Origin of the sequence: Mucilaginibacter sp. McL0603, assembly GCF_049992945.1 — a bacterium.
Lineage (GTDB): Bacteria > Bacteroidota > Bacteroidia > Sphingobacteriales > Sphingobacteriaceae > Mucilaginibacter.
The window spans coordinates 1,091,025-1,111,667 of sequence record NZ_CP188251.1 but is presented as its reverse complement, the minus strand read 5'-3'; the positions used below and the strand labels follow the sequence as shown (position 1 = coordinate 1,111,667).

The following is a 20,643-nucleotide window of genomic DNA, read 5'->3' as shown; positions in this document are numbered from 1 at the left end:
TTTAACTATAAATGCATGCGGCACAAAGTTTGCCTTTCTTCTTTGTCGTTTAGCCTCATGGGTATTAAATTTAGCTAAATCGTTAATAATGTGGCAACTATTCCCCAGTTTTTGCCGTATTGGATTGAAGCAGTACTAATACCTAACTTAATTTAAACCACAATTGAACCTATAGCAAAACATGGATCCTTTTAATTCGAAATTTATACTCAAAGAAAAACGCTGGCTCTGGATAGACTATGATAAGGGCATCAGTATTATGCTTGTTGGCTACGGCCATTGCATGGAAGCATTACAAGGCCATGTAACAGATTTAAGCGCCTACCCTGGCTGGACCTATTTCGGTGCTTTCTTTTACGGTTTCAGAATGCCTTTGTTCTTTATCATTTCAGGCCTGCTGGTTGGCAGAAGCCTCAATAAAAAAGGGCTTAACAATTATATTGGCGACCGTACCAATAATATACTATTCCCTTTACTGATATGGGGGGTTATAGAGATCACATTACAGATCATAGCGGCCAGGTTTACAAGTTTTACACACAATACCGATGCAGGCCCTACTAAATTTCTCTATTTAATTATTGATCCGCGGCAAACAGGCCATTTCTGGTATCTTAACGCGCTGTTTTGCATAGGCGTTGTATACGCTTCCATTAAATCCATATTCAAATTAAAGCCAATTTTTAATGTGTTATTGGGTCTGGGACTCTATGCGATGTCCGCTTACATACATGTCCATGATATAAATGCAATGCTTTTAACCGATATTTTTGAATACTACTTCTTCTTTGCGCTGGGCGATCTGATCTCAAACGTAATGCTCGATGAAAAGAATATCCAGGGTTTTTCATCGTGGAAGATATTTGTCCCCCTGTTAGTGGTATTTCTAGTTGTTCAATATTATTTTACAGAGATCAATATAAAGCCAGGCCATTATGACAGATATGTAGAACAAAAAATGCCTTTATTCTTTCTGTTGGAAGCGCTGATGGGCTGTGCAACATCTGTAAGTTTCTCATTTCTGCTTCAGAAATATAAAGTATTTACATGGATACGCATTGTGGGATACCATTCCCTGTTCGTTTATTGCATGCAGGTTATTGTAATGACATTTGTCCGCATTTTTCTCCAAAGCTTTTTGCATATTACTTATACCCCGGCGCTTATTATGCTGGTATGGGCATCTGGTATAGTATTACCAATATTCTTTTATAATTTCTGCCTCAAGTATAAGCTATGGTGGCTATATACATTTAGAAAGCCTGAGAAACAAGTGGATTACCTGCGCCACACCAATATTTTCAGTTTTAAAAGGCAAAAAGTTGCTGAGCTCTGATTTTCTTATAAAACGCAATAACGAAAAAGGCCCCGGATCCCGGGGCCTTTTTCGTTATTGATATAGTCACTGATCTATTCCAGATCATTTAAAGCATTCTTAGATACTTTATATAATCTAACGAGCCTGATAAAAAGCCAGACTCCAATCAGGGTGACTATTAGAAATCCAATACTGGAGCAGATCACTTTCCACTCCAAATGCACCGCAATAGATTTCATGATAACCGAAAAGCAATAAACAGCAACCAATAAGGTAGTTACAAACGCTGTTTTCGCTTCCTGTATATCATCATACAGTTCGTCACTTTCCATAATAAAGAATTCATAGGTTAATAGTTATAGTGTAATAAATTAACATATATTCTAAAGTAATTGTTTTGCATGCTAAAAATGGTTGGCACTTATTAACATGTGTTAGTGTGGGCTACCAATAGCCAATAGATTACAAATCATTATTAGCTTTAATATTTGCAATAGAGCCATAAAAAAGCCCCATCAGTCAAAGACTAACGGGGCTTAATATTTATCAGAAAAAGTTTACTTATTCCTGTTCTTCTTCTTTTGGCTTTTTACTTTCGCCTTTACTCTTTTTATCAAGAACTTTTACCTGGTCGGCCTCTTTGTCGTAGTCTACCTCCATGGTATCTCCTTCAACCAGTTCGCCTTTCAATATTTCTTCAGCGATTGGATCTTCCAGATATTTCTGGATAGCGCGTTTTAGAGGACGTGCACCAAATTGTGAGTCAAAGCCTTTATCGGCAATAAACTCTTTGGCATTATCAGTTAAAGTTATTTTATAACCAAGGCTGTTTACACGGCCAAACAAAAATGCCAGTTCAATATCAATGATCTTGAATATTTCTTCTTTACCTAAAGAGTTGAACACGATCACGTCATCAATACGGTTCAGGAACTCAGGGGCAAAAGCACGTTTCAATGCATTTTCTATCACGCCTCTTGAGTGTGCATCAGCCTGATTGGTTTTGGCAGCTGTGTTGAAACCAACACCCTGTCCAAAATCCTTCAACTGGCGAGCACCAATATTTGAGGTCATAATGATGATCGTATTCCTGAAATCAACCTTGCGACCTAATGAATCGGTTAGCTGACCTTCATCCAATACCTGTAACAGGATATTGAATACATCAGGATGAGCTTTTTCGATCTCATCCAGCAGGATCACAGCATATGGCTTACGGCGAACTTTTTCAGTCAGCTGACCACCTTCTTCGTATCCTACATAACCCGGAGGCGCTCCTACCAAACGTGATACAGCGAATTTTTCCATGTACTCGCTCATATCTATTTGTATCAGGGCATCCTCGGTATCAAACATAAAACGTGCAAGCTCTTTAGCCAACTCTGTTTTACCCACACCGGTAGGGCCCAGGAATATAAATGAACCAATAGGTTTTTTAGGATCTTTCAATCCGGCACGTGTGCGTTGTATAGCACGGGTCAGCTTTTTGATCGCCTCGTCCTGCCCAATGATCTTGCTGGCAATGGTTTCAGACATATTCAACAGTTTTTGGCTGTCGGCCTGTCCAACACGCTGAACCGGGATACCGGTCATCATGGCTACCACTTCGGCAACATTATCTTCGGTTACAGTGTAACGTTTTGATTTTGTTTCAGCTTCCCAAACTGCTTTGGCTTGTTCCAGTTCTTCCAGTAAATGTTTTTCTGTATCACGCAGTTTAGCTGCTTCTTCATATTTCTGGCTGCGAACAACTTTATTCTTTTCTATCTTGATCTGTTCGATCTTCGCCTCAACATCCAAAATATTCTGAGGAACATGAATATTGGTCAAATGTACCCTTGAGCCTGATTCATCTAACGCATCGATAGCCTTATCCGGTAAAAACCTGTCGGTTATATACCTTGCTGTTAAAGCCACGCAAGCATTGATAGCTTCGGGAGTATAAGTTACACCATGGTGCTCTTCGTATTTATCCTTAATGCGGGTTAATATTTCGATAGTTTCATCAGGAGTGGCTGGTTCAACCATTACCTTTTGGAAACGACGATCTAAAGCTCCGTCTTTCTCAATATACTGACGGTATTCGTCCAATGTAGTTGCGCCAATGCATTGTATTTCGCCTCTTGCTAAAGCAGGTTTAAACATATTAGATGCATCAAGCGAGCCGGAAGCACCGCCTGCGCCAACTATAGTATGAATTTCGTCGATAAATAAAATTACATCAGGTGATTTCTCCAATTCGTTCATTACCGCTTTCATGCGCTCTTCAAACTGGCCACGATATTTGGTACCGGCAACCAATGAAGCTAAATCAAGCGTAACCACACGTTTGTTAAACAATACACGTGATACTTTGCGTTGAACAATGCGTAATGCAAGGCCTTCAGCAATTGCTGATTTACCTACACCAGGCTCACCTATTAAAATAGGGTTGTTCTTTTTACGACGAGATAAAATCTGTGATACGCGTTCGATTTCTTTCTCACGACCAACGATCGGGTCAAGGCGGCCATCTTCAGCAGCTTTGGTCAAATCACGACCGAAATTATCCAGTACCGGAGTTTTAGATTTAATATCGGATACTTTTTTAGGCTGGCTAAAAGAGTCGTCCTCTTTAAAATCATCCTCGCCACCTGTTGGTGAACCGGGCATTTCGTCGGTCACGTCAGTTTTGTGCGATTCTACCTCACCTTTAAAAATCTCGTAGTTAACATTAAACTGCAGCAATATCTGCGATGCTATATTATCTTCATCACGTAAGATAGAAAGAAGCAAATGCTCGGTCCCAATTACGTCACTCTTAAATATCTTAGCTTCCAGGTAAGTGATCTTTAATACTTTTTCCGCTTGTTTAGTAAGCGGTATACTACCGATGTGTACATTGGTGCCAATGGTGCCTTTTACAGCATCTTCCACGGCACGGCGAAGTTTGGCGGTATCAACATTCAATCCTTTCAGCAATTTAATTGCGATACCATCACCGTCGCGAATAAGCCCAAGTAAAAGATGTTCGGTACCAATATAATCGTGTCCAAGACGCAATGCCTCTTCCCTGCTATATTGTATTACATCCTTAACCCGCGGCGAAAATTTAGCTTCCATATAATACCTTTCCAAAAATTATGTACGTCCTAATTTAACAATTAGTTTTTAATATTATTAAGACGTCTGTTCTATCAAATGGCAACAATTCTGCCAACTATTCACACTTTACAAAAACAGACATTATTATGATGCGCAATCTATCAAAGAAAACTTTTATTCCAAGGATAATTAGCAAAAAAACTGTTGTAACAGCGATTATTTTCGATAATTTTATTCTTTATAGGTATTGACAAAGCAATCTCCAAAAAGTTTAACCATTTTACAAACCCGGTAATTATATAAGAACGCTAAAACAAGAAATTTCGTCACCCGTGTATGACATTACGACACAAATGCCCTTTCTAATAGTCTCCGGTAGCTTTTATACGAGTAGTTATTCAAAAATGATTGTTTATTTCGTCAATTATGTCAAATAGTTTTCAAGATTTCCACAACACACTATAAATCTCGTTTTTATTACATAAAACCCTTCTATTAAACTCTCCTAGCGTCTTTTTATTATTATATAGTTAAGATAGTTAAGACGATAATTAATCGCAGGTTGTTACAATACGTACCGTTAATTGATTGAATAAGTTGCCTGAGTTGAATAGTTGCTATCAGGATATTTTTTAACTCACTCAACGCCTAAAACAATTGCTATTCCATCAATTTTGAAGCATATTTGTGACCTTGAAACACAATGAGTGAATTAGTGATTGAGTGAAGGACTGAGTAAGACTTTCTCATTCACTAATTCACTCATTCATTAATTCACTAATTAAAAAAACATGGCAGACGAAAAGATCATTTTTTCAATGGCCGGAGTAAACAAGATCTATCCTCCGCAAAAACAAGTTTTAAAGAATATTTATCTATCCTTTTTTTATGGTGCAAAGATAGGTGTGATCGGTCTAAATGGCTCAGGTAAATCTTCACTTTTAAAGATCATTGCCGGGCTGGATAAGTCATACCAGGGCGAAGTTGTATTCTCTCCGGGATATACTGTAGGTTTTTTGGCACAAGAGCCTGAGCTTGACCCAAATAAGACCGTTAAAGAAGTAGTGGAAGAAGGCGTATCAGAAATTACTGCTATACTAAAAGAATACGAAGAAATAAACGAAAAATTTGGTCTTGAAGAAGTTTACAGCGACCCTGATGCTATGGATAAACTGATGGCACGCCAGGGCGAATTGCAGGATAAAATTGACGCTGTAAATGCCTGGGAACTGGACACCAAACTGGAAAGGGCGATGGATGCGCTGCGCTGTCCTGATCCGGATACCAAAATATCGGTACTATCAGGTGGTGAGCGTCGCCGGGTGGCTATGTGCCGATTGCTGTTGCAGGAACCGGATGTACTTTTATTGGATGAGCCTACCAACCACCTGGATGCCGAATCTATTGATTGGCTGGAGCAGCATCTGAAACAATATAAAGGTACAGTAATAGCCGTAACGCACGACCGCTACTTTTTGGATAACGTAGCCGGCTGGATACTGGAACTTGATCGTGGTGAAGGTATTCCGTGGAAAGGAAATTATTCATCCTGGCTCGATCAGAAATCAAAACGTTTAGCACAGGAAGAGAAAACTGAAAGCAAACGCCAGAAAACCCTGGAGCGCGAACTGGAATGGGTACGTATGGCTCCTAAAGCACGACAGGCCAAAGGAAAAGCCCGTTTATCCAACTATGAAAAATTGGCCTCCGAGGAAACAAAGGAAAGGGAAGACAAATTGGAATTATTTATTCCACCTGGCCCACGTTTGGGTAATGTGGTAATCGAGGTGAATAATGTGACCAAAACTTATGGTGACAGGGTTTTATTTGAGAACTTAACTTTTTCATTACCACCAGCGGGTATTGTGGGTATTATCGGGCCAAACGGTGCCGGTAAAACTACTTTGTTTCGCTTGATTACAGGGCAGGAGACTCCGGATTCAGGTACATTCCGTGTTGGTGAAACTGTTGCTTTAGGCTATGTGGACCAGTTGCATGATGACCTTGATCCAAATAAATCAGTTTGGGAAAACATTACCGGTGGGTTGGAAACTATACTGGTAGGCAATAAGCCGCTTAACTCAAGGGCTTATGTATCCAAGTTCAACTTTAACGGCGCCGATCAGCAAAAGAAAGTAGGCGTATTATCAGGTGGTGAGCGTAACCGGGTGCATTTATCTATCACGCTGAAAAAAGGATCAAACGTATTGTTGCTGGATGAGCCGACCAATGATATCGATGTGAATACCCTGCGTGCATTGGAAGAAGCATTGGAGAACTTTGGGGGTTGCGCTGTGGTTATCAGCCACGACCGCTGGTTCCTGGATCGTATCTGTACGCACATTTTGGCATTTGAGGGCAACTCACAGGTTTACTTTTTTGAAGGAAATTATTCAGATTATGAAGAAAACCGAAAAAAACGTTTGGGTGATGTAACGCCGCATAGGTTGAAGTATAAGAAGTTGGTGGGATGAGGTTGTTTTAGAATTTATTGTTTGGAATTTAAAAGACTCTCTAAGTATCAAGAACTTCTTGAGTCTCTTATCTTGACCGATTAAAAGCCACTAAAGACCTTGAAAGTCCGTCAATTTAATCAACTCCGTTTTCAGTGCATCAAATTTATGAATATAGATATGTTCGCCAAATTTGCTAAATGCTGAATGTTGCAAATCATGCCAAAAACTTTTGCCCCACTCACTTGGATAATGATCACCAAACATTTCATAAAGTGCTTTACTTATAAGCACCAATTCATCAATATAATTATATAAATCGATATCAATTAATCTCCCGAATTGTAGCAAATGCTTTTTGCACATTTCATACAAAGAAGTAAAATAATCATCGCCGTCTAATTCAGTCTTTGAAAGTTCTGCGCATAAAAATGCAGTGTCTGTTTTCCAATCTGTTAATTTAGGGTGCCCTATACTCGGGTATTCTCTAAATTCTTCTGTTTTGACATAAACACTGTTATTAGCTAAATACTGCTGCACAACTATAGCAATTGTAGCGGTTTTAACGTTAAAATACTCAACATGATTATTCATTATCATTTATTTAATGATGGGGAAAATGCAATAGCATTACTATTAAGAAACTGCTGATAGTTTACTCTTTAACTTTATGTTCTCTAAGGTTAAATCATTAAGCTTTTCTTTTAACGCACTATTTTCAACAACCAATTCTTCATTTTCTATAGATAATTTGGCGTATTTATAGCCATCAAATTTATTTAGTCTTTGAAATCTTTTGTATGCATCAATAAAACCTTCTATAGATATATTGAATGTTTCTCTACCTGAAAATCCGAACGAATCAGTAAATTTTATCCACATAGTGGTATAAGAATATCCCCCCGTCATACCGAAATGATCCATCTCAAATTTCCAGTCATTTTCTGAAATATTTGAAACTGAATTACCATTTTCATCTAAGAATTCCATATTAGCGGCATAATTCTGCCATAAATCACCTGCATTAGATTGAAAAGAGTTATAGCCAATGTTTTTCCTAATTATAAACTTACTTTCATCTGAATTACCGGTATTGCCAAAATTATCATATGCATGAAAGTTTAGGCTATTATCAATCGTATAGTAAATAACTTCTGTTATTACTTGAACTGTAGACATAATATTTTGTTGAGATCGATCTACTGAAATTAAGTGTGATTCAACGTAAATCTATTTATAAAAATAATTCTTAACAAATATTATCTTCCCTTATACCCAAATTCCCATTTTCAACCCATGCCGAATATGTTTTGCACCTACCTTTGGTCTAATTAAGAGTATTTTTTATAAATATTGTTATTGTTTGAAACGGGGGGTCTGGGGGGTGTTAAAAACTAAAAACTTTGTGAATAACGTTATGATAAAGGGCAGGGTGAACTTGAGCTCCTACTAAGTTTACAGAACTATGCTCCGTATTAGTCCCTGCCCTTTATGATTGCCCAAGGCCCAACTAGAATACTAACCTTGCTACAACAAAGGTTTTTTCGGCAAAAGGCAATCTTTATAAACTTAAATTATAAACGTATGAGAAAGTGGAATGTTATTCTGGGGGTGGATGTGTCGAAGTTGACACTGGACGTAAGTAGTTACGAGCTTGGGCAGCACATCAAAATCGACAATTGTTCTGCGGGGTTCAAGGTATTTCAGAAGTGGTGTAAAACTCATAACATCGATTTGCAAGAAACCCTGATAGTGATGGAATACACGGGTGGTTATGAATACAGGTTCATTCAATTTTGCGAGGCTTTTTCTATTTCATATTGCAGGGTGCCTGGACTTGAAATAAAAAACTCCATGGGTATGACCAGGGGGAAAAGTGATGAGGCCGACTCCTTTCGTATCAGCAAATATGGTGAACAAAGGATAAAAGACATTGAGCCTTCAAGGCCGTTGGATAAAACCATCCTGATACTTAAACAGCTCTTATCTTTTCGTAAACGATTGGTACGGGAAAATGCGGGCTTGCAAAGCACATTAAGCGAGCGCCAGCACATGTACGAGATAAAGACAGCCGATACAATTACCCGTGTTAGTAAGGCAAAAATGAAATCAAACACGGTGTACATAAACCAGGTGGAGAAACAGATAATGGAAATAGTTAAAGCCAATGACGCTATGTTGTTAAACTACCGGATAATAACCAGCATCAAGGGCATCGGTAAAATAAATGCATGGATGACCATCGCTTATACCGAAAACTTTACCAGTTTCCCGGATGCAAGAACGTACGCAGTGTATGTGGGTGTGCTTCCATTTGGTCATAAATCGGGAACAAGTGTCAAAGGCCGCACAAGGGTCAGTAAACTTGCAAATAAGGAACTGAAACAGGAGTTGAATCAAGCTGCAAAAACAGCGATAGCGCATGACCTTGAACTCAAAGCATATGCCGAAAGAAAGTTCAAAAACAAATGCTATCCACTGGTATTAAACAATGTTAAATTCAAGCTGATCCTCCGAATGTTCTCCTTAGTAAAAAGAGGTGAAATGTATGTGGATAACTACAAACGATCAGCCTGAAAAAAAGCAATTTTAAATTAATTTGGATATATGGTAAACCTAGAATACGGAGCAAAAATCCTCTCTTCCCTTTTTTCTACCAACATATTGCTCCTGACCTTTGGTCTAATTAAGAGTATTTTTTATAAATATTGTTATTGTTTGAAACGGGGGGTCTGGGGGGTGTTAAAAACTAAAAACTTTGTGAATAACGTTATGATAAAGGGCAGGGTGAACTTGAGCTCCTACTAAGTTTACAGAACTATGCTCCGTATTAGTCCCTGCCCTTTATGATTGCCCAAGGCCCAACTAGAATACTAACCTTGCTACAACAAAGGTTTTTTCGGCAAAAGGCAATCTTTATAAACTTAAATTATAAACGTATGAGAAAGTGGAATGTTATTCTGGGGGTGGATGTGTCGAAGTTGACACTGGACGTAAGTAGTTACGAGCTTGGGCAGCACATCAAAATCGACAATTGTTCTGCGGGGTTCAAGGTATTTCAGAAGTGGTGTAAAACTCATAACATCGATTTGCAAGAAACCCTGATAGTGATGGAATACACGGGTGGTTATGAATACAGGTTCATTCAATTTTGCGAGGCTTTTTCTATTTCATATTGCAGGGTGCCTGGACTTGAAATAAAAAACTCCATGGGTATGACCAGGGGGAAAAGTGATGAGGCCGACTCCTTTCGTATCAGCAAATATGGTGAACAAAGGATAAAAGACATTGAGCCTTCAAGGCCGTTGGATAAAACCATCCTGATACTTAAACAGCTCTTATCTTTTCGTAAACGATTGGTACGGGAAAATGCGGGCTTGCAAAGCACATTAAGCGAGCGCCAGCACATGTACGAGATAAAGACAGCCGATACAATTACCCGTGTTAGTAAGGCAAAAATGAAATCAAACACGGTGTACATAAACCAGGTGGAGAAACAGATAATGGAAATAGTTAAAGCCAATGACGCTATGTTGTTAAACTACCGGATAATAACCAGCATCAAGGGCATCGGTAAAATAAATGCATGGATGACCATCGCTTATACCGAAAACTTTACCAGTTTCCCGGATGCAAGAACGTACGCAGTGTATGTGGGTGTGCTTCCATTTGGTCATAAATCGGGAACAAGTGTCAAAGGCCGCACAAGGGTCAGTAAACTTGCAAATAAGGAACTGAAACAGGAGTTGAATCAAGCTGCAAAAACAGCGATAGCGCATGACCTTGAACTCAAAGCATATGCCGAAAGAAAGTTCAAAAACAAATGCTATCCACTGGTATTAAACAATGTTAAATTCAAGCTGATCCTCCGAATGTTCTCCTTAGTAAAAAGAGGTGAAATGTATGTGGATAACTACAAACGATCAGCCTGAAAAAAAGCAATTTTAAATTAATTTGGATATATGGTAAACCTAGAATACGGAGCAGAATAGCTGTATTATTTATAAAAATCCCGTAGGGATCAAATGTTGGTAGAAAAAAATAATATAGGAGATTTACGTGCCATAGGTACGAAATTAAACACCATGTCGGTTTGATTTTATCCAATGCCTGTTTTTGGTTTGTAAATGCATTACTATATTGCGTTAATTAAGCTTTATCTAAACCATGTCCAATACCTATACCCAAATTCACATTCAATGCGTTATGGCGGTAAAATTCCGCCAGTCCCTCATTCAACTATCCTGGAAAGAGCAATTGCATAAATACATCACAGGCATTGTACAGAACCATGGCCATAAAATGATTGCTATTAACAGCATGCCAGACCATTTGCATTTGTTTATAGGGTTTAGGCCAAATCAATCTCTTTCCGATTTGATGCGATTGGTTAAAGGCGAATCGTCTGAATGGATAAATAAACAGCAATTTACGTCAGCAATGTTTAGATGGCAAGAAGGCTATGGTGCATTTTCCTATTCGCGTTCACATATGCAAGCGGTTACAGATTATATAATGAACCAGGAGGAACATCATCGCAAGAGAACCTTTTTGGAAGAATACCAACAATTTCTCGAACAATTTGAGATTGAATATGATGAAAGATATATTTTCAAATTGCCGGAATGATTTAAAAATCGGTTATGTCGGTTTATGTATTGACCCTACGGGGCAATAATAATGTTGGATATTCTTTTTTGCTACCAACATTTGGCTCCGATGGAGCCTTTTTTATATTTATCAAATTGAACTCCTATGGAAACCAGGATACATTTGTCAAATTGAATGCCTATGGAGCCCCTTGCATATTTATCAAAATTGAATTCCTATGGAAACCAGGACACATTATCATATCCAATCCCATAGGGATCAAATGTTGGTAGCACTAATAATAAAACAAGAATCTTCGTGCCGTAGGTACGAAACCTCTTGAAGCGACCATTTCATTTGCATAAATATCTCCAACAAAAAAATGCCACCCGAAAACCGGATGGCATTTTTAATTCATATGGAATTTAAACTCTACCAAACCTTCACCATATCCTTTTCATCACGGTACATTTTATCGCCCGGTTTAATATCAAATGCTTTATAAAATGCTGGTGTGTTTGATAATGGACCGTTTGTACGGTACATTTCTGGCGAGTGCGGATCAACATTGATACGCATGCGCATGGTTTCATCACTATTTTTGATGCGCCATACTTGTGCAAACGACAGGAAGAAGCGCTGATCTGGCGTAAATCCATCGATCTTCGTATCGCTTTTACCTTCTGGTGTATTTTTGAACGCCTGGTAAGCAATGGCCAAACCGCCTATATCTGCCAGGTTCTCGCCTTGTGTAAGACTACCGTTTACATGCAAGTCTTTCAACACAGTAAATTTATTATACTGATCGATCATTACCTGTACCTTTTTCTTGAACTTACCGGCGTCATCTTTTGTCCACCAATCTTTCAGGTTACCGTCTTTGTCGTACTGGCGACCCTGATCATCAAAACCATGTGTCATTTCGTGACCGATAACCGCACCGATAGCACCATAATTAATAGCATCATCCGCTTCCTCATCAAAGAAAGGGAACTGCAATATTCCGGCAGGGAATACGATCTCATTAAACGTAGGGTTATAATAAGCGTTTACAGTTGGTGGTGTCATCCCCCACTCGCTGCGGTCAACAGGTTTATTTACCTTTTTGAGCTCCTCGTTATAATCGTGCTTTGCTATAGATTCTTCATTTTTATAAAAAGCATCCTTGCTGATCTCCACGTCATCATATTTTTTCCATTTATCCGGATAGCCGATCTTTTTGGTAAAAGCCGCAAGCTTTTCCAACGCACGTTTTTTTGTATCAGCGCCCATCCAATCCAATTTATCTATCCGGTCTTTGTAAACACTTTGCAGGTTGTTCACCAGATCAAGCATTCGCTGTTTAGCATCAGGCGTAAAATATTTTTCTACATACAGCTGACCCAAAAGTTCGCCTAATCCGCCGTCAACATTATAGGCGATTGTCTTCCAGCGTGGTTTCTGCTCCTTCTGACCTTGTAGCTTTCTGCCGTAAAAATCAAAATGCTCATCTCTGAAACTCTTGCTTAATAATGAAGATGCTCCATCCACCGCATTAAAAATTACTTTATCTTTCCATACATCAATAGGCTGTGTTTTCAACAGATTATCCAGGGCTTTGTAATAGCCAGGCTGCCCAACCAATATCGTATCGGTTTTAAGATCCATGCGGTTAAATGCATCCTTCAGGTCAACGTCAGGCATTTGCTTTTGCAGATCAGCAACAGCAAATTTATTATAGTTAGCCTGCGGGTCACGCAATTGAACTGGTGTTTTGTGTGACTGGGCTATTGCTGTTTCCAGCTTCAAAATACCACCTGCTTTTTTTGCCGCAGTTGCAGTATCAACACCGATCAGCTCAAATACTTTGGCAATATGTTTTACAAATTGATCACGTATCTTTTTAGATGCGGAATCTGTTTTGAAATAATAATCCCTTTCAGGCAACGTGATTCCGGTTTGGTCAAAGTGAGCTATATTTTTTGAGCTGACACGATCATCTGGCGACACATAGAATCCTAACAGGAAACCATCACCGGTTTTAAAGCCATCAGCAGCTAATTGCACCAGCTCTTTATAATCTTTTACAACATTGATTTTTGCCAGCAGTGGCTTAATAGGCTCATATCCCAGCTTTTCTATTGTCGTAGTATCCATGCCGCTTTTATACAGGTCGCCCACCTTTTGTTCTTTACTTTCGGCTTTGTTATCCTGTGCAGATACATCGTCCAGAATTTTATGAAGATTCTTTAGATTATCATCACTCAATGTATAGAACGACCCCCAGCCAATTTCAGATGGTGGAATTTTTGTTTCCTTCATCCACTTACCACTGGCGTATGAAAAGAAATCATCGCCTGGTTTTATGGTAGTGTCCATACCGGTCTTATCAAAGAATATGGTACGTTTTGGTACATCGGATGATGATTCTGCCGGTTTGTGTTTGCATGCAGTTACTGACATGGCCGCAACGGCGAGCCATGCATAGTGAGTTAATTTCATATGATTTTGATAATTTTTAGCCCCAAACAATTCAATATTAAGTATTTTTTTCAATACATATAGGCAACGCATTACGTTATTTATAATTTATTTTGAGATTAAAAGAAATACGTCATCCCTTTCAATTTGCTGCTGAATCCAATTTTAAACACTAAATTGCATTTATTGGCAACGTAGTAAAAACACTAATCTAATAATAATTACATTTAACCTGTTGGTAATTAGGAAAGTGTTAACAAATAAATCACACCGGCTTAACGTTTATATGAAAGCTTATCGCTTATTTTTATAGACCTGAAAAACAGGTCAAATTAAATTAACCTAAAATAATTTATATGGCCTGGAGAAAATTTAGCGGCGAGATCATCCAATCGCCAATCCTTGAAGAGGTTGAGAAAGCCATCGAAAGGGAAAGCCTGATCGGCAATAAGCTTAAAGTTTGCATCGGCACCGACTCACAAGTAAAAGGCACTGTCACTGATTTTGCTACTGTCATCGTTTTTCTTCGTGAGAAACGTGGTGGCTTCATGTTCATCCACCAGGAACGGACAGGGCAAAAAATGAGCATTAAGGAACGTATGCTTAGCGAGGTGCAAAAGTCTATCGACATTGCCTATAAGCTATGCGATTTGCTCGACCTGTACGATGTTGACCTGGAAGTGCATGCTGATATTAATACCAATCCAATGTTTAAATCAAACCAGGCGCTGCATGAAGCTATGGGGTACATTTTGAGCATGGGTTTTGTATTCAAAGCTAAGCCTGAAGCCTTTGCCAGCTCTTATTGTGCTAACAAAATGGTGCAATAACTAAACCGGGAAAACATTTTTATTTGGCGATCCATTTATATCTTTGAGGTATAAATTGCATTTACCATGTCGCCACTTATTGAAATAGATGAACTAAGGTCGATTAACGGCCCTGTCATACTTATCGACGCTCGTGCCGGAGCGGATACCTATCAACGTTACCTTTCCGGTCACCTGGAAGGCGCACAGCATGTCGACCTTGATAAGGATCTTGCCGTCAAACCAGAAGACCCTGCCTACGGCGGCCGCCACCCTTTACCACCTCTTGAAGATTTTGCCAAACTATTAGGAAAGCTCGGAATAACGCCCGATACTCATGTAGTTGTTTATGATGATAAAGCTGCAGCCTTTGGAGGTGCAAGGATTTGGTGGATGTTGAAAGCTATCGGTCACAAAAAAGTGCAGGTACTGAATGGCGGTTTACAAGCCTTAATAAATGCAGGAGTTCCATTGAGTACCGAGCCTTACACAGCAGAACCCGTACAACCTTACCCTGTGCCGCCTTTGTATATGGGGACCGCTGATATAGAACAAGCAGGGGATGCCGCTAAAGATGATACCAAAATGGTGATCGATGTGCGCGAAAGCCCGCGTTATCTTGGGCAGACTGAACCTATCGACCTTATAGCAGGTCATATACCCGGTGCAGTTAATTTGCCTTATACTACCAACCTGGATGCTACCGGAAAGTACCTGCCTGCCGATGAGTTGAAAAAAACTTATGAAAAACTATTTGGCAATGTTTTGCCGTCTGAAGTCATTGTTCATTGCGGATCAGGCGTTACAGCATGTCACACTTTACTAGGGATGGATTATGCGGGCATCAAAGGTCCTAAACTGTACGTGGGCTCATGGAGCGAATGGTCAAGAAGAGATTTACCAATAGCAACTGAATAATAAACTATGGAGCGGGTTACAGTAAGAACAGCAACTTTGGACGACCTGGATACGCTCCTGGGATTTGAAAAAGGCATCATGACTACTGAGCGCCCCTTTGATCCGACCATACAGGAAGGCGATGTTCATTACTACGATATTGCACATATGATCACAGCCGCTAACGTAGAGGTTGCGGTTGCTGAATCAGGCGGTGAAATCATTGGAAGCGGTTATGTGCGTATTGAGGATTCAAAAGCTTTTTTGAAGCATAAAAAGCATGGTTTTTTAGGATTTATGTATGTAAAGCCTGAGGATCGCGGTAAGGGTGTCAACCAAAAAGTAATTGAGGCTTTGCAGCAATGGGCCATATCGCGGGGTGTGAATGAATTCCGACTGGAAGTATATGATAGAAATTCACCCGCAATAAAGGCTTATGAGAAATTAGGTTTTACTAAACTGCTCATAGAAATGCGGATGGAAGTACCTGCCGGAAAATCGAAATAAAACTTTATACTCAGTTATACCGTAGTTCTACTGTGAAAACATATCCACTCAAGTACGAAACTTTCCTGCCCACAACTTTAGATAAAGCCTGGAGTTTTTTCTCTTCTCCTTTGAACCTTGAAAAAATCACTCCAGCCGAGATAAGTTTTGTAGTCACATCGGATTACAAGGAAGGTACCAAAATTTATCCGGGGATGATCATCACTTATAAAGTATCACCTTTATTTGGTATCAAACTTAATTGGATGACCGAGATCACCCATGTAAAGGAGAAAGAATATTTTGTAGATGAGCAGCGCTTTGGCCCCTATGCATTGTGGCACCATCAGCACCATTTTAAAGAAGTAAATGGCGGTGTACAAATGACTGATCTTGTACACTACGCCATCCCTTATGGTTTTATCGGCAGATTAGCTAACAGCCTGATAGTAAAAAATAAACTCAAAAAAGTATTCGCCTATCGCGAAGAAGCTATCGCCCATTTATTCGGCTCAAAGCCAGAGAAATCGCTTTTAAAATGACAGGCGTATAAATTTTAGGCTAAAGCCATTTTAATGATCCGCTTAGCCGTTGGCTAAAGTGGCTGTTGCACGACTAAGATGTTGAAAACTTGATTTGTTTAAATATCTGATTATTAGTATTTTGTATCATGCAAGGCAAAAAGACATATCAGGAAAAACTCTTTGTAAACTTTCAATTATCAGACTATGTGCCTGCTGATAATTTTTACAGGCGATTAAAAGAACAACTGGACCTTAGGTTTATTTATCCGTTGACAGCAGAATATTATGGAACAGAGGGCCAGAAAAGCATCGATCCGGTTGTATTTATGAAACTGATGCTGGTAGGTTATTTGGAGAACCTGAACAGCGACCGCCGCATTATCTCAGCCTCTCGTCTTCGGATGGATATACTTTATTTCATTGGCTATGATCTGGGTGAAGAACTGCCATGGCACAGCACCGTAAGCAGAACCAGGCAATTATATGGTGAACATGTATTTACAGCGGTATTTAAACGTGTATTGAAGCAATGTATTGATAAAGGAATGATATCCGGCAGAAGACAGGCTGTTGACGGTTTCTTTATTAAGGCGAATGCATCACTGGACAGCATGGTTGAAAAGGAAATACTGGAAGATGCAACAACTTTTGGCCGGGAACTAAAAGCCAATGAGGATGAAGATAAAGAAAGTCCTGTTCTAAAGCTTAAAGAAAAACAAGGCTGTGATGATAAAGGTCTAAAGCTTGAAAGCAACCCCGGTAATGATACCCATTATAGCCCGTCAGACCCTGATGCAAAGATGTCTGTCAAGCCGGGTAAGCCAACGGCTCTGAATTATCTTGGCCAGGTAAGTGTAGATACAGCTTCTCATATGATCACTTGTGCGAAGGTATTTTTAGCTGATAAGCGAGATAGCCAATGCCTGCCAGCTGTACTTACCTATTTGACAAGCAATTTGAAAGAGAATGATATTGCGATACAGGAAGTGATAGCTGATACCAACTACAGCAGTGGAACTGCATTAAAAACATTACAAGCAATAGGTATCACCGCGTACATACCTAACACTGGTAGATTTAAATTTGAACGTGAGGGATTTATCTATCATTCGGAAGATGATTATTATGAATGCAGAAATGGGAAAGCATTAACCTTTAGCGGGATTAGTGAGAACGACAAGCGTTATGTCATTGCCGGGAAACATTGCCAGGGATGCCCGTTTAAAAATATTTGCATAGGCGATAAAAAGTATATGGCTATAAAAACAACCATTGATAAGCCCTATTATGACCAGATGCATCTGCGGATGCAAACCAAAAAAGCTGCCCGGCTGATGAAAAAAAGACAAAGTACGGTTGAACCGGTAATTGGTACACTTGTTAATTATCTGGGTATAAAAAAGGTGAATTCAAAAGGCCTTGATCAGGCAAATAAATGCTTAAACATAGCCGCAACCGCTTATAATCTTAAGAAACTACTGAAATATAAGCCACGCACAATCAAGAGCGATTTACAAGAATTGAACAAGGCTTCAAAATTGCTAAATAAAGTCATATCAAAAGCAGACAAGCTAATTTTAAGTGATAATAATTACTTATCTCGATTATTTGACATCTTTACTAAACATCCGGTAATCAACTTCTAATTAGGCTCACTTTATTAAAAAAGTTGTGGAACGGTGGTCGTGCAACAGCCACTAAAGCCAAACGGCAATGAACTGGTGAAAGCAAAGTACAAAAATTCATTGCCGTCCCATTTATGGGGCGGAAAGTATAATAAAACAAAAGGGGCTTTAGCCAAAAAATTCAGCGATAAACTTTTAAAAGCGATTTTCCTTGTTCCTAGCCAGCTAATTAATGACAATAAGCATCTATAGCTACTTTTGCTGTTTTTGATCCTAATTCCAATGATTTGTTAAAATCAGCACAAGCACCGGCTTTGTCGGAGTTTAGCTTTGCAAGGCCGCGATTCAAATAAGGAACCGGGTCTTCAGGGTTTATACTTATACCCATGGTGAAATCATCAATAGCACCTTTTAAATCCTTTAAATGCAGCTTGGCCTGCCCGCGCAGGTTATAAATATCCTCATTCCTGGGATCACGTTTTATGGCCTCATTAAAGTCGGCATTCATTTTATCCAGGCCATCGGGTAAATAGCTTTCGGCCAATGCACGATAAGCAAACACCTTTGGATTGGCTATGTTGATATACAATGCGCTATTATAATCATCTATTGCGCGTTTGTAATTCTGTTGTGCTGCTCTTAACTTTCCTCTTGCAAAGAAAGCCCCATCGTCATCCTTATTGATAATGATCGCTTTATAAACGTCTCCATACGCACCTTTGTAATCACCCAATACAGATTTGGCAAGAGCACGATTATAATAAGCCTCACCTGAACTGGTATCCACCTGCAATGCGATGTTATAATCCGATATGGCTTCATTTATATTACCGAGGTTCTGCTTAGCAATACCACGCTGAACAAAATAACCGGCATGCTGAGGATTCTTTTTGATCAGCTTATCAAAAAACACTACTGCCTGATCAAAAAGTTTCCCGTTGATCAGTGTCTTACCCAAGCGTACGTTTAAGTTATCATCCTGCGGATTGAGCTCCATTATCCTTTGAAAATCCTGTTTTGCTCCCTTTATGTCGCTGGTTTTGATCCTTCCGTTGATACGCCTGTAATAGTTCTCTACATTTCCGGAACCGTATTCTATCATTTTATCATAATCAGCCATAGCACCTGTATAATCTTTGTGACTGTACTTAAGGTCGCCGCGAACAGCGTAAGCATAATCATTCCTGGGATTAAGGCCGATAGACGTTTCCAGATCGGCTTCGGCTTTTGCTGTATCATTCATTGCTGCATAAGCACGGGCACGAGTGATGTAGGCATAACTGTTTTTTGAATCAAGAACCAAAGAAGAGTCGGCATCCTGTTTTGCACCGCTATAATGTTTAAGGCCTAATTTTGCATCACCCCGTAGCTGGTATGCATCTGAACTTTTAGGGTTGAGCGAAATAGATTTATCAAAATCGGCCATCGCACCCTTTTTATTATTCATATTGCTTTTAACTAACCCATTATACAGATATAGTTCAGCATTTTTAGGATCACGCTTTATCTGGTTGCCAAAATAGTCAAGAGCGGCCTGGTTGTCCGAATCATTACCCAACGCGTTTGCCAGGTACTTGTATACATTCGGCATTTTCGGGTTGAGCTCTATCGTTTTTTTGTAATCAACAATTGCTGCTTTATAATCGCCAATATTGCTTTCTGCATTTGCGCGATAAAAAATGGCGTAGATATTTTTCGGGTTCAGGCTGAGAGCCATTGTAAAATCCTCTATAGCACCTCTATTATCCCCTATATTTCCTTTTGAATTGGCCCTGTAATAGATCAGGTCAGAATTTTTTGGATCAAGCTTAACTGCCACATCGTAATCGGCTATGGCCTCTTTGTTACGGTTCAGGTTGGCTCTTACAACACCCCGGTATTCATATAACTCAGGATCATTTGGTTTGAGCTGTATCGCTTTATCAAAGTCTGTTTCAGAACCTGCGTAGTCCCCAATATTAGATTTTGCGTTAGCCCGGTAATGGTACATATCTGCATTATTCGGGTCCATTGATATGGATTTGTCGAAATCGGCAATTGCGCTCTTGTATTCTTTGATTGCATTGTTGGCATTGCCGCGATAGAAATACGCATTTACATTTGAGGGGTCAAGCTCAACTGTCTTAGTAAAATCGACGATAGCAGATTTGTTATCGCCCATATTTGCATTGGCATTGGCCCGGTAAAAATAAGCATTGGCAACTTTACCATTCAACTGAATAGCCTTTGTAAAGTCGGCTATAGCTCCCTTGTAATCTTTGTGATTTGCTTTGTCATTGCCGCTTTGTATAAAACTATCCGCCGTTTGGGCAAAGCAGTAAAAAGGCAATAGGAATAATCCAACTAGTAATAATCTTTTCATTTTCTTCTGATAAGGTAACAATCTATATAAAATAC

At 39.3% G+C, this 20,643-nt stretch carries 16 protein-coding genes; 10 read left to right on the top strand and 6 right to left on the bottom strand.

Annotated features, from left to right (window positions below):
* The first annotated feature begins 181 nt into the window (after positions 1-181).
* Positions 182-1,336, top strand: a complete 1,155-nt coding sequence (locus tag ACPPVU_RS05145) for an acyltransferase family protein (protein ID WP_426670623.1) — start codon at positions 182-184, stop codon at positions 1,334-1,336.
* A gap of 74 nt (positions 1,337-1,410) precedes the next feature.
* On the opposite strand, the gene ACPPVU_RS05140 is transcribed toward ACPPVU_RS05145, so the two are convergent.
* Both ACPPVU_RS05140 and ACPPVU_RS05135 read right to left on the bottom strand, forming a co-directional pair.
* Positions 1,411-1,650 carry a hypothetical protein gene (locus ACPPVU_RS05140; RefSeq protein WP_426670622.1) on the bottom strand — a complete coding sequence of 80 codons (240 nt, stop codon included), beginning with the start codon at positions 1,648-1,650 and terminating at the stop codon, positions 1,411-1,413.
* A gap of 229 nt (positions 1,651-1,879) precedes the next feature.
* Positions 1,880-4,420, bottom strand: a complete 2,541-nt coding sequence (locus tag ACPPVU_RS05135) for an ATP-dependent Clp protease ATP-binding subunit (RefSeq protein ID WP_426670621.1) — start codon at positions 4,418-4,420, stop codon at positions 1,880-1,882.
* A gap of 773 nt (positions 4,421-5,193) precedes the next feature.
* On the opposite strand from ACPPVU_RS05135, the gene ettA reads away from it, so the two are divergent.
* On the top strand, positions 5,194-6,876 hold the full coding sequence (gene ettA / locus ACPPVU_RS05130) for an energy-dependent translational throttle protein EttA (RefSeq protein ID WP_426670620.1): 1,683 nt from the start codon (positions 5,194-5,196) through the stop codon (positions 6,874-6,876).
* Positions 6,877-6,966: 90 nt separating this feature from the next.
* Here ettA and ACPPVU_RS05125 read toward each other — a convergent pair whose 3' ends face one another.
* The gene (locus ACPPVU_RS05125; protein WP_426670619.1) at positions 6,967-7,449 is read right to left on the bottom strand and encodes a hypothetical protein; all 483 of its coding nucleotides are present in this window, start codon (positions 7,447-7,449) and stop codon (positions 6,967-6,969) included.
* Positions 7,450-7,491: 42 nt separating this feature from the next.
* Positions 7,492-8,034: a cell division protein ZapB gene (locus ACPPVU_RS05120; protein WP_426670618.1), complete on the bottom strand. Its 543-nt coding sequence runs from the start codon at positions 8,032-8,034 to the stop codon at positions 7,492-7,494.
* Between the two features lie 405 nt (positions 8,035-8,439).
* Here ACPPVU_RS05120 and ACPPVU_RS05115 point away from each other — a divergent pair, with 405 nt between their 5' ends.
* The 3 genes from ACPPVU_RS05115 (at position 8,440) to tnpA (ending at position 11,484) form a co-directional block, all read left to right on the top strand.
* Positions 8,440-9,432 (top strand): IS110 family transposase, encoded by a 993-nt coding sequence (locus ACPPVU_RS05115; protein WP_426668270.1) that lies wholly within the window; start codon positions 8,440-8,442, stop codon positions 9,430-9,432.
* Between the two features lie 362 nt (positions 9,433-9,794).
* Positions 9,795-10,787, top strand: a complete 993-nt coding sequence (locus tag ACPPVU_RS05110; protein WP_426668270.1) for an IS110 family transposase — start codon at positions 9,795-9,797, stop codon at positions 10,785-10,787.
* A 235-nt stretch (positions 10,788-11,022) separates the two neighbouring features.
* Positions 11,023-11,484 carry an IS200/IS605 family transposase gene (gene tnpA / locus ACPPVU_RS05105; protein WP_426670617.1) on the top strand — a complete coding sequence of 154 codons (462 nt, stop codon included), beginning with the start codon at positions 11,023-11,025 and terminating at the stop codon, positions 11,482-11,484.
* A gap of 393 nt (positions 11,485-11,877) precedes the next feature.
* Here tnpA and ACPPVU_RS05100 read toward each other — a convergent pair whose 3' ends face one another.
* On the bottom strand, positions 11,878-13,926 hold the full coding sequence (locus ACPPVU_RS05100; protein ID WP_426670616.1) for a M13 family metallopeptidase: 2,049 nt from the start codon (positions 13,924-13,926) through the stop codon (positions 11,878-11,880).
* Positions 13,927-14,261: 335 nt separating this feature from the next.
* Between ACPPVU_RS05100 and ACPPVU_RS05095 the strand changes: the two genes are divergently transcribed.
* The 5 genes from ACPPVU_RS05095 to ACPPVU_RS05075 all read left to right on the top strand — a co-directional run bounded on the left by ACPPVU_RS05095 (position 14,262) and on the right by ACPPVU_RS05075 (position 18,267).
* The gene (locus ACPPVU_RS05095) at positions 14,262-14,735 is read left to right on the top strand and encodes a ribonuclease H-like YkuK family protein (RefSeq protein WP_426670615.1); all 474 of its coding nucleotides are present in this window, start codon (positions 14,262-14,264) and stop codon (positions 14,733-14,735) included.
* Positions 14,736-14,801: 66 nt separating this feature from the next.
* The gene (locus ACPPVU_RS05090; protein ID WP_426670614.1) at positions 14,802-15,632 is read left to right on the top strand and encodes a sulfurtransferase; all 831 of its coding nucleotides are present in this window, start codon (positions 14,802-14,804) and stop codon (positions 15,630-15,632) included.
* A 6-nt stretch (positions 15,633-15,638) separates the two neighbouring features.
* On the top strand, positions 15,639-16,118 hold the full coding sequence (locus ACPPVU_RS05085; RefSeq protein ID WP_426670613.1) for a GNAT family N-acetyltransferase: 480 nt from the start codon (positions 15,639-15,641) through the stop codon (positions 16,116-16,118).
* Between the two features lie 32 nt (positions 16,119-16,150).
* Positions 16,151-16,639, top strand: coding sequence for an SRPBCC family protein (locus tag ACPPVU_RS05080; RefSeq protein WP_426670612.1), 489 nt, complete (start codon positions 16,151-16,153; stop codon positions 16,637-16,639).
* Positions 16,640-16,767: 128 nt separating this feature from the next.
* Positions 16,768-18,267 carry an IS1182 family transposase gene (locus ACPPVU_RS05075; protein WP_426669617.1) on the top strand — a complete coding sequence of 500 codons (1,500 nt, stop codon included), beginning with the start codon at positions 16,768-16,770 and terminating at the stop codon, positions 18,265-18,267.
* Positions 18,268-18,475: 208 nt separating this feature from the next.
* Here ACPPVU_RS05075 and ACPPVU_RS05070 read toward each other — a convergent pair whose 3' ends face one another.
* The gene (locus ACPPVU_RS05070) at positions 18,476-20,608 is read right to left on the bottom strand and encodes a tetratricopeptide repeat protein (protein ID WP_426670611.1); all 2,133 of its coding nucleotides are present in this window, start codon (positions 20,606-20,608) and stop codon (positions 18,476-18,478) included.
* Between the last annotated feature and the right edge of the window lie 35 nt (positions 20,609-20,643).

Excerpts from the sequence above, each read along its gene's own strand:
- ACPPVU_RS05115 (WP_426668270.1), top strand. The coding sequence starts at position 8,440 with ATGAGAAAGTGGAATGTTATTCTGGGGGTGGATGTGTCGAAGTTGACA.
- ACPPVU_RS05075 (WP_426669617.1), top strand. The coding sequence starts at position 16,768 with ATGCAAGGCAAAAAGACATATCAGGAAAAACTCTTTGTAAACTTTCAA.
- ACPPVU_RS05120 (WP_426670618.1), bottom strand. The coding sequence starts at position 8,034 with ATGTCTACAGTTCAAGTAATAACAGAAGTTATTTACTATACGATTGAT.
- ACPPVU_RS05070 (WP_426670611.1), bottom strand. The coding sequence starts at position 20,608 with ATGAAAAGATTATTACTAGTTGGATTATTCCTATTGCCTTTTTACTGC.
- ACPPVU_RS05110 (WP_426668270.1), top strand. The coding sequence starts at position 9,795 with ATGAGAAAGTGGAATGTTATTCTGGGGGTGGATGTGTCGAAGTTGACA.
- tnpA (WP_426670617.1), top strand. The coding sequence starts at position 11,023 with ATGTCCAATACCTATACCCAAATTCACATTCAATGCGTTATGGCGGTA.
- ACPPVU_RS05095 (WP_426670615.1), top strand. The coding sequence starts at position 14,262 with ATGGCCTGGAGAAAATTTAGCGGCGAGATCATCCAATCGCCAATCCTT.
- ettA (WP_426670620.1), top strand. The coding sequence starts at position 5,194 with ATGGCAGACGAAAAGATCATTTTTTCAATGGCCGGAGTAAACAAGATC.
- ACPPVU_RS05140 (WP_426670622.1), bottom strand. The coding sequence starts at position 1,650 with ATGGAAAGTGACGAACTGTATGATGATATACAGGAAGCGAAAACAGCG.
- ACPPVU_RS05100 (WP_426670616.1), bottom strand. The coding sequence starts at position 13,926 with ATGAAATTAACTCACTATGCATGGCTCGCCGTTGCGGCCATGTCAGTA.
- ACPPVU_RS05135 (WP_426670621.1), bottom strand. The coding sequence starts at position 4,420 with ATGGAAGCTAAATTTTCGCCGCGGGTTAAGGATGTAATACAATATAGC.
- ACPPVU_RS05090 (WP_426670614.1), top strand. The coding sequence starts at position 14,802 with ATGTCGCCACTTATTGAAATAGATGAACTAAGGTCGATTAACGGCCCT.
- ACPPVU_RS05145 (WP_426670623.1), top strand. The coding sequence starts at position 182 with ATGGATCCTTTTAATTCGAAATTTATACTCAAAGAAAAACGCTGGCTC.
- ACPPVU_RS05125 (WP_426670619.1), bottom strand. The coding sequence starts at position 7,449 with ATGAATAATCATGTTGAGTATTTTAACGTTAAAACCGCTACAATTGCT.
- ACPPVU_RS05085 (WP_426670613.1), top strand. The coding sequence starts at position 15,639 with ATGGAGCGGGTTACAGTAAGAACAGCAACTTTGGACGACCTGGATACG.